The organism is Kitasatospora sp. NPDC047058 (assembly GCF_040643935.1).
Lineage (GTDB): Bacteria > Actinomycetota > Actinomycetes > Streptomycetales > Streptomycetaceae > Kitasatospora.
The window spans coordinates 1-5,848 of record NZ_JBEYVJ010000401.1 but is presented as its reverse complement, the minus strand read 5'-3'; the positions used below and the strand labels follow the sequence as shown (position 1 = coordinate 5,848).

The window sequence follows — 5,848 nt, the reverse complement described above, 5'->3', positions numbered from 1 at the left end:
GTGCGGCTGCTCGCCCGGCGGCTGCTGGTCGGGCGGCGGCCGGCGACCCTGGAGTTCGACGTCGGCCCGGCCGGCGCGATCCCGCGCACCGTCCGGATCACCGCGGAGGCGGTCACCGACCCGGCCGACGGCCGGCTGCGCGCCGTCCGGGGAGTCCTCCAGGACGTCACCCGGTGGCACCGTACCGAGCAGGCGCTCACCGCCGTACGGGCCCGGCTCGCCGAGCAGCGGCACCGCGCCGCCGCCGAGCACCGGACCGTGCGCGCCCTGCAGAACGCCCTCATGGCCGCACCCGGCGAGCCCGACCCGGCCACCCTCGGCGTCGACCACGCCGAGCGCTACCTGCCCGCCGCGGACCGGCCCCGGATGGGCGGCGACTGGTACGACCTCGCAGGGCTGCCCGACGGCCGGGTCCTGCTCGCCGTCGGGGACGTCAGCGGCCACGGCCTGGACGCCGCCGTGGGCATGGCCGAACTCCGGCACGCCCTGCGCGGGCTCGGCTACACCGGCGAGGCCCCGGCCGGCCTGCTCGGCCGGCTCAACACCATGCTCTGCCACCAGGGCAGCCGCCGGATCGCCAGCGTGCTCTGCGGTCTGATCGACCCGCCCGCCCGCACGCTCACCTGGAGTGCCGCCGGGCACGTACCACCGGCCGTCCTGCGGCCCGGCACCGCCCTGCTCGCCGACGGGCCGACCGGTACCGTCCTCGGCGCGTTCCCGGAGACCGCGTACCGGGACAGCACGTTGCCGCTGCGCCCCGGCGACGCCGTGCTGCTCTGGACGGACGGCCTGCTGAACCGCCGTGACGCCGACACCGGCCGCCCCGAGCGCCTGCTGCGCGCGGCCGCGGAGTGCACGGCACCCGCCCTCGCGGACTGCCTCGACCACATCGCCGCCCGCCTCGGCGGCCCCAACCCGGCGGACGACAGCTGCCTGCTGGCCGTCCGCCTGCCCGCCGACCCGCCGCGGTAGCCCGCGTCCCCCGCGGTGCGGCCACCGTCCTGGAGGGCCGGCCCCGCCGGCCCAGGGCCGCGGGCCGACGGCGTCGCCGGTTGGCGGCACGTGCGCGGGGTAAGCGAGCGGCATGGAGGACATCGGACCACCCGCGGAGGACCCGTTCGGCGACGCGGCCGACGCCGACGCGTACGACATGTGCGACCAGTGCGGCCAGGTCGTCGCCGACATCGACCTGCTCAGCGCACTGGTGCCGGACTCCTCGGCGCTGAGCGCCGACGACCCGGCGATGGACGGCAAACGCGTGCTCACGGCCTGCTCCGTGGACCACCTGGCCGCCCTGGTCGAGCAGTACCGGCTGCGTCCCTTCGTCCCCGAGGAACAGTGGGCCGCCAAGGTCTGCCGGACACTCGCCGGCCACGAGGAGCCCGTCCCGCTCAGCGTGGTCGCCGAACTGAGCGGCCTCTCCGAGCAGCAGGCGCAGCAGGGCGTCGACTGGCACAACGCGCGGGCCCGCGAGTGGAAGGCGCGTTACGGATCCCCGGGCGAGGACTGACTCCGGGCCCGCCCTGGCCGTTTGGCCGGGTGCCACCCGGGGAGACGCCGGGTCGGGCGGGGGAACCGGCGACGAGGCGAGGAGGAGTCGAGCGATGTCGAACGATGCCATCGTCCTGCTGCGGGAGGATCACAAGGAAGTCCGCCGCCTCTTCCGCGAGTACCGCGGGCTCGCCGACGGGGACGGCGGCAACGGCGCGCGGCACGAGAAGGTCCAGCGGATCGTCGAGGCGCTGACCGTCCACACCTACCTCGAGGACGAGCTCGTCTACCCCCGGATCCGCGAGGAGGTGCCCGACCTCGCCGAGGAGATGGACCGCGCGAAGGAAGAGCACCACGTGGCCGACCTGCTCTGCGAGGAGCTGAGCCGGATGAGCCCCGACGACGAGGGCTACGACGCCAAGACCGCCGTCCTGATCGACGCGGTCGAACGGCACATCGAGCAGGAGGAGTCCTCCTGGTTCCCGCAGGTCCGGGCCACACTCGGCCGCAAGGAGCTCCAGGAGATGGGCGAGCGCATGCAGGCGGTGCGCGAGACCGCGCCGCGCCACCCGGTCGGGAGCGGGATGCTGCACCGCATCGCCGACGCACTGGAGGGCTGACGGGACCGTGGACGAGCACCGCACGGCCGGGAGCCAGTGGACGTTCCTGACCAGCCACGCGCGGGTCCTGGTGCAGATATCCCGGGACCCGGGCATCAGGGTGCGGGACATCGCCACCCGCTGCCTGCTGACCGAGCGTGCCGTCCAGCGGATCATCGCCGACCTCGAGAAGGACGGCTACCTCACCCACCAACGGGTCGGCCGGGCCAACCACTACCACGTCGACGCGAGCAAGCAACTGCGCCACCCCGCCGACAGCGGCCCGACCCTGGAGGAGGTGCTGGCAGCCCTGATCCGCTAGCCGGATCCGCCCGGGCGGGCAGGAGGACAGCCCGTGAAGACGACCGACACCCTGGCCGAGTACCACCGGTACCGCGACTCCTCCGGGTGACGGTTCCCGGACTGCGCGGGACCGCGGGAGTGACGCCGCGGCCTCAGCGCCACGGCCTCAGCCCTGGCGCAGCCGCGCCAGCAACTCCGGCAGGTCCGCCACCGAGTCGAGCACGTGGTCCGGCTCGCCGCCCGCCCGCACCGGCGCGCCCGGCGCCGCCTTCCCGGTGCGCACCAGCACACCCGTGATCCCGTGCCGCTGCGCCCCGAGCACGTCCGACTCGATGTCGTCGCCGACCATCACCGCCTCCGCCGCGGTCACGCCCAGGTGCGCGAGGGCGCCGGCGAAGAACGCCCCGGCGGGTTTGCCCAGGATCTCGGCCTCCACGCCGGCCGCGTACTCCAGCCCCGCGACGAAGGCGCCGCTGTCCAGCTGCAGCCCCTCCGCCGTCCGCCAGTAGGCGTTGCGGTGCACCGCGACGAGCCGGGCCCCGCCCCGCAGCGCCGCGAAGGCCCGGTCGAGCTCCCGGTACCCGAACTCGGGCCCGGCCCCGCCGATCAGCACCACCTCGGCGTCCTCCGGCTCCTCGACCAGCTCCACCCCGGCCAGGTCCGCCCGGATGTCGCCGCTATTGAGCAGCAGGCACCGCAGGCCCGCGAGCCGCTCGGCGGCCGCCGCGGGCGCGGTCAGCACGGACCCGGCCCCGACCGGGAACCCCGCCTCCGCGAGCGCGTCGGCGATCGAGGCCCCGGTGCGCGAGGTGGTGTTGGTCAGCAGCACGTACGGCACCCCGTCCGCGTGCAGCCGCCGCAGGGCCGCCACCGCACCCGGAACCGGCTTCCAGCCGACCGTGAGCACCCCGTCGATGTCGAGCAGCACCGCTGCGCCCCGTCCCATGCGCCGACCATAGCGGCAGATCACGGCAGATCACGGCAGATCACGGCAGATCACGGCAGATGACGGCAAAGCGGTGAAGAGCGCGTTTCCGGCCCGCCGCAGCGGATAGCCGCACTGCGACACCCCGCGGGGCCGAGGGGCTGCGACACCCCTCCCGGGGGCCGAGGAAAGGAAGGGCCGATGACCACGACCGCGGCGGCGCTCTTCGACGTCGACGGAACCCTGCTCGACACCACCTACTTCCACACGCTCTCCTGGTGGGAGGCCCTGCGGCAGCACGACCGGACGATTCCCGCCGCCCGGGTGCACCGGGCGGTCGGCATGGGCGCCGACCAGCTCCTCGACCACCTGCTGGGCGAGGACCGCGACCACGACGCCGACGAGGCGATCACCGCCGCCCACGACGCCCTCTACGCCCGCCACTGGCCGGCGATCGAGCCGCTGCCCGACGCCGCCGGGCTCCTGCGCGCCTGCGCCGAGCGGGGCTGGCGGATCGTCCTGGCCAGCTCCGCCTCCCAGCGGGAACTCACCGTGCTGCGCCGCGCACTCGACGCCGACGACGTGATCGCGGCCGCCACCACCGCGGACGACGTGGCCGCCACCAAGCCCGCACCGGACCTCGTCCGGGCCGCCCTGGACCGGGCGGGTGCGGAGCCCGGGCACGCGGTGTTCGTCGGCGACACCGTCTGGGACGTCGCGGCCGCCGGCCGGGCCCACGTCCCGTGCGTGGCCGTGGAGAGCGGCGGCTTCGCCGCGCAGGAGCTGCTCGGCTGCGGCGCCGCCGAGATCCACCGCGACTCCGCCGAGCTGCTGGAGTCCCTCGACGGCAGCCTGCTCGCCCGGCCCCCGGCCTGACCCGACCGGCCGCGGTGCTCCGGGGGCTCCCTGCCTGCCGGGCCGGGGCCGCTCCCCGGCGGCGTGAACTCCGGCTCCCCGGGTACCCGCCGCGGCGTCCCCACCGGACCGCCCGCCCGAGGAGGCCGTCATGGGCCAGGAGGCCGCGATGGACGCGATGGAACCGTCCGCCGAACACCCCGAACCGCCCCTGCCCGGCCCTGCACGGGAGCGGGCGGTGAGCGGCCGCCCCGGCCCGCGCGGGCCGCTGTCGGAGGCGGTGCTCGGCCTGGTCACCGCCGGGCCGCCCGGTGCCGGACGGCTGCTCGTGCCGCCCGGCCCGCTCACCGATCCGTGGGGCGAGGACCACCAGCTCGCGCTGCACCTCTGCTACGAGCTGCACGACCGCGGCCTGCCCGGCGTCCACCCCGGCTGGGAGTGGGAGCCCGAACTGCTGCTGTTGCGGCGCGCGTTGGAGCGGTCCTTCCTCGCCGCGGTGCGCGCCGAGGCCGGGCCCGTCCCGCCGCTGGCCGAGGCCCTGGAGCGGCTGCTGGTGGTGCCGCCCGACGGCTCCGGTCCCTCGCACTTCCTGCTCGCCGAGGGCGGGCTACGGCATGCCCGCGAGTACCTGGTGCACCGCTCGGTCTACCACCTCAAGGAGGCGGACCCGCAGCTGTGGGTGCTGCCGAGGATCCACGGGCCCGCCCAGGCGGTCCTGATGGCCGTCGCGTACGACGAGTACGGGGCCGGGCGCCCGGAGCGGGCCCACGCCCTGCTGTTCGCCCGGATGATGGCCGCCTTCGGCCTCGATCCCGGCTACGGGCACTACCTCGACCTGGTCCCGGCGCCGAGCCTGGCGGTGGTCAACCTGATGACGCTCTTCGGCCTGCACCGGGCGTTGCGCGGTGCGGCCGTCGGACAGTTCGCCACCATCGAGATCACCTCCTCGCCCGGCGCCGCCCGCCTGGCCACCGCGCTGGAGCGGCTCGGCGGCGGGCCGGACGGCACCCTGTTCTACCGCGAGCACGTCGAGGCGGACGCCGTCCACGAGCAGCTCGTCCGTCGCGGGGTCATCCAGGAACTGGTGGACACCGAACCGGAGTTGGAGCCTGACATCGCGTTCGGCATCGCGGCGGCCGAGCTGCTGGACGGCCGCTTCGCGGACCACCTGCTGGGCTGCTGGCGCACCGGCCGGACGTCCCTGCGCTCACCCCTGTCCGACGGCGTCCTGCCCGGCTCCCCGGGCTGAGCCCCGTTCCGGGCGGGCGTGCCGCCGGTGGCTGGTGTCGCAGAACGGATAGGCCCGGCTCCGGCGGCAGGCGCACAACGCCACCACCGGGCGCTCGGAGACCCGGACCGTGCCGTCCGGCAGCACCACCTCCACCGGGCCCTCGATCAGCAGCGGACCGCCCGGTACGACGACCACCCGGGTCGCGGCCCGGTCAGCGCTCCAGGACACCGCGCAGCTCCCGGACACCGCGCACCACCGCCAGTTCCTCCTCGCGCTCACCCGGCCCGATCAGCCCCAGCCGTTCGAACACGGCGGCGTACGCCGTCATCACCGGTCCGAAGGCCTGCCGCCGGCGCGCCGCCACCGTCGTGCGCAGCCCGCCTGCACGCAGCGCCGCCAGCGTGGCCGGCAGGTCCGCGAGCGAGGACTGCACGACGAGCAGCA

8 protein-coding genes and 1 pseudogene are annotated in these 5,848 nt (G+C 75.7%); 6 read left to right on the top strand and 3 right to left on the bottom strand.

Annotated elements, in window-relative coordinates; translation table 11 throughout:
• From ABZ885_RS33935 to ABZ885_RS33920, 4 genes are all read left to right on the top strand, one after another.
• Positions 1–972, top strand: a 972-nt coding sequence (locus ABZ885_RS33935) for a PP2C family protein-serine/threonine phosphatase (RefSeq protein ID WP_360197385.1), incomplete at its 5' end; no start/stop codon positions are given.
• Positions 973–1,084: 112 nt separating this feature from the next.
• The gene (locus ABZ885_RS33930) at positions 1,085–1,510 is read left to right on the top strand and encodes a hypothetical protein (RefSeq protein ID WP_360197382.1); all 426 of its coding nucleotides are present in this window, start codon (positions 1,085–1,087) and stop codon (positions 1,508–1,510) included.
• 94 nt (positions 1,511–1,604) lie between these two features.
• Positions 1,605–2,111: a hemerythrin domain-containing protein gene (locus tag ABZ885_RS33925; protein WP_360197379.1), complete on the top strand. Its 507-nt coding sequence runs from the start codon at positions 1,605–1,607 to the stop codon at positions 2,109–2,111.
• Positions 2,112–2,118: 7 nt separating this feature from the next.
• On the top strand, positions 2,119–2,412 hold the full coding sequence (locus tag ABZ885_RS33920; RefSeq protein ID WP_360197376.1) for a helix-turn-helix domain-containing protein: 294 nt from the start codon (positions 2,119–2,121) through the stop codon (positions 2,410–2,412).
• A 147-nt stretch (positions 2,413–2,559) separates the two neighbouring features.
• Here ABZ885_RS33920 and ABZ885_RS33915 read toward each other — a convergent pair whose 3' ends face one another.
• The gene (locus ABZ885_RS33915) at positions 2,560–3,339 is read right to left on the bottom strand and encodes an HAD-IIA family hydrolase (protein WP_360197373.1); all 780 of its coding nucleotides are present in this window, start codon (positions 3,337–3,339) and stop codon (positions 2,560–2,562) included.
• A gap of 180 nt (positions 3,340–3,519) precedes the next feature.
• On the opposite strand from ABZ885_RS33915, the gene ABZ885_RS33910 reads away from it, so the two are divergent.
• A complete protein-coding gene (locus ABZ885_RS33910; protein WP_360197370.1) occupies positions 3,520–4,194 on the top strand; it encodes an HAD family hydrolase in 675 nt (224 codons plus the stop codon).
• Between the two features lie 130 nt (positions 4,195–4,324).
• Positions 4,325–5,422, top strand: coding sequence for an iron-containing redox enzyme family protein (locus ABZ885_RS33905; RefSeq protein WP_360197368.1), 1,098 nt, complete (start codon positions 4,325–4,327; stop codon positions 5,420–5,422).
• Here the strand turns inward: ABZ885_RS33905 and ABZ885_RS33900 are convergent.
• Both ABZ885_RS33900 and ABZ885_RS33895 read right to left on the bottom strand, forming a co-directional pair.
• Complete coding sequence (locus ABZ885_RS33900; protein ID WP_360197365.1) at positions 5,381–5,632, bottom strand: CDGSH iron-sulfur domain-containing protein; 252 nt, start codon at positions 5,630–5,632, stop codon at positions 5,381–5,383. The two genes, ABZ885_RS33905 and ABZ885_RS33900, sit on opposite strands and share 42 nt — an antisense overlap.
• Positions 5,616–5,848 (bottom strand): annotated as a pseudogene (locus ABZ885_RS33895) (hypothetical protein); the annotation flags it as partial. The pseudogene ABZ885_RS33895 and the gene ABZ885_RS33900, both read right to left, overlap by 17 nt.